At 42.1% G+C, this 2846-nt stretch carries 3 protein-coding genes; all 3 read left to right on the top strand.

All coding sequences use genetic code 11. The annotated features are described in order from the left end of the window. Window positions 1-2010 (top strand): type IV secretory system conjugative DNA transfer family protein (locus ACKI39_RS08090; RefSeq protein ID WP_407399404.1); only part of this gene is annotated, 2010 nt, incomplete at its 5' end. Continuing rightward, a complete protein-coding gene (locus ACKI39_RS08095; RefSeq protein WP_320797642.1) occupies window positions 2011-2445 on the top strand; it encodes a hypothetical protein in 435 nt (144 codons plus the stop codon). Beyond that, window positions 2446-2846, top strand: a 401-nt coding sequence (locus ACKI39_RS08100; protein ID WP_486396817.1) for a P-loop NTPase family protein, incomplete at its 3' end; no start/stop codon positions are given. It lies immediately after the preceding gene.

The following is a 2846-nucleotide window of genomic DNA, read 5'->3' on the forward strand; positions in this document are numbered from 1 at the left end:
TTGATGAACTATGATCCTGCTGTTGTAGGAAATCCAATGTTTGTTACCAAGGGCGGATATCGTTTCTACAACCCGTTAGTATTTCTAATCGGGATGCTGAAGTATGCGTTTAATGATACTTATTCGTTTTACTTCTTCCAGGCTATTCCACCAACATTCATCTGTCTCGTTGCTGCAGTAATGGTATTCGTATTTACAAGTATCTTTGTAAACAGCCATCAGAAAAACCAGCACATTCACGGAACTGCACGATTCGCGACAAAGAAAGATTTGAAGAACTTCGGAATGCTTCAGGAACATGGAGTAGTATGTGGAGAACTTGCAAACGCAAAAGTAACCTACAAGATTGATGCCGTAAAAGCTTCCCTCGTCCTTCATTGCAAGAAGATTGCAGAACTCATCTGTCATTCAGGAAGAACCAATACCCTTATTTTACTTCCTACCCGTGCTGGAAAAGGGGTTTCCTTCATAATACCGACACTTTTAAGCTATGGAGTGCCAGTCTATCAGTGGGTAAAGAAAAAGTTCCTGTTTTTCAAGATTAAAGAGAGAAAAGAAATTGCCGGAAAAGGAAGCGTTGTAGTGTTTGACCCAAAGGGCGAAAACTTTGCCGCAACTGCAGGATACCGTTCAAAGTTCAGCCGTGTAATTCCTTTCAGACCTCTGGACCCTGATAATAATACAGCCCATTACAATCCAATCTGGGAAATACCTGACAGTCCAAGTGAAGCCTTCAGCTGGGCAGATACTATCGGTGAAATCTTCTTCGGAGGAGATTCTGCTAAAGCCGCATCTGACGGAGCAACACAGTACTTCAACAATACAGCCAGAGACATCTTCTCAGGAGTAGTCCTTCATGTACGTTTCTGTAAAGACATCCCTTGGAAAGAAAAGAACCTTGCAACAGTTCTTCATGTATTCTCCCAGGCAACTGATGATGACAAGAAAGAAGGACAGCAGAAGGATGACGAAGAGACAGGCGGACCTGGCGGAAAGATGCTTGATGACATGATCGACAGTGACCATGGAAATCCGCAGATTCATCAGCTTATTGTAGAGGCCGCAAACCGTTCCAAGATTCAGACACCAAAGGAAAGAGCTTCAACCTACTCTACTGTATTCAGTAAGATTTCACTCTTCCAGGATCCGCTTCTTGCAAACGCAACAGCATATTCAGATTTCAGCGTTGATGACTTCATTACTTCAAAGAATGCAATTTCATTGTACCTGATTGTTCCTTACAACCATATCAAGCGTATCAGTCCGGTGTTCAGAATGATCATCACTTTCATGATCAAGAAGTTCAGTTCGGGCGAAACAAATGCAAATGAAGTAAAGCTTAAGATTCCGTGTCTCTTCCTGTTGGACGAGTTCCCCGTCTTAGGATATTTCCCTGACATTGCGTTAAACGCCGGAATTTTGGCGGGCTATGGGGTGACCTTCATGATTATCTGTCAGGCATTGAATCAGCTGGTAGATGTGTACGGAGAAAACCATCCGTTCCTGGACCACTGTAAGACAATAGTAATCGGAGCTCCTGGTTCCATAAAGGATGCAAGAATGTTCAGCGAATCTATCGGAAACCGTTCAGTACTTCTGGATAACATCAGTGCCAGCGGAAGCAAGTATCAGGTCGGATTCAACAACATTTCAAGAAGCAGTCAGGAAACAAGCACTTCGCTTATAAATCCAGATGAACTTATGAAACTTGAGTTTTCGAGAATCATTGTCATGAATCAGGGAATGCCGCCTTACAAGGGAAAGAAGGTCGTCTATTACGAAGACCCTCGTTTCAAGACAAAAGCCTTCATGAAATTGCCGGAACACAAATGGTTCATGAAGCAGCTTAAAGGTCTTCCAAGTGCAAAGAAGATGAATGCACTCATGGCAAATCAGAAATCAATAAGAGAAACCATCAAGGATGACATTCAGAGTGAAATCAAAAAAGTAGAAGCCATAGAGGTTTCTAGAATCATTTCTTCTGACTGGGATCCGTTACAGGAGAGTTAAGTGGAGAAAGAGGACTATTCAAAACTTGAAACAATAAAACAGATTCGTTTTCCGCGAAGAGTCGGAGAACTGATTGAATGCAGAGCTAAAGAAAAGAAAACAAACTTTTCGGAAATAGTCCGAATAGCCTGCATGAATTATTTAGATAAAGACGTACAGGATTCACAGCTGATTTATGCATCCCTTAACGATGCAAAAAGAAAAATCGGCTACCTGGAAACAAAACAGGATCTCATGGCAATCCTCATCATTGAGCTTGCCAAAAAGATAATCAAAGACCTTCCATCAAGGTTGAATGCAAATGATGAAATCGCAGAACTGGAATTCGAGAAATTCCTGGATATGTGTACATCAGAAGCAAAACTTACAAAAAGTGGATTCCTGGATTCACTTGCGATGGAAGTATACGAACGCAGTGTGCAAGGAGGTAATTAAGTGGCTTCGATAGATGGTTTTAGTCAGCAGGTAAAAATGGATAAATGGGTCCGTAACCTGGAGGACGATCTAAAAGCTGTGATCCCTTTTATCGAGGACAAAAGAGTTACTGATATTGCCATCGGTATCGGCGGAGAGCTGATTGTTGAAGGCATGGGTATGGGAAAAGTGTATACTGGAATCTTCTTTGATGATGCAACAACAACACGAATCATCTATGCCAGTGCCGCAGTTCTGGGAGTTACCATTGATCCTGATAACCCCATTGTTGAAGGTGTTCTTCCAAACTGGAAAATCCGCATTGAAGGGATTCTTCCACCAAGAGCAACTGAAAATCCTATGTTTTTCATTCGTCGTCCACCGGCAACAGTTTTCAAAATGGAAAGCTATGTTGAAGGCGG

This window comes from Treponema sp., from assembly GCF_045641405.1.
Lineage (GTDB): Bacteria > Spirochaetota > Spirochaetia > Treponematales > Treponemataceae > Treponema_D.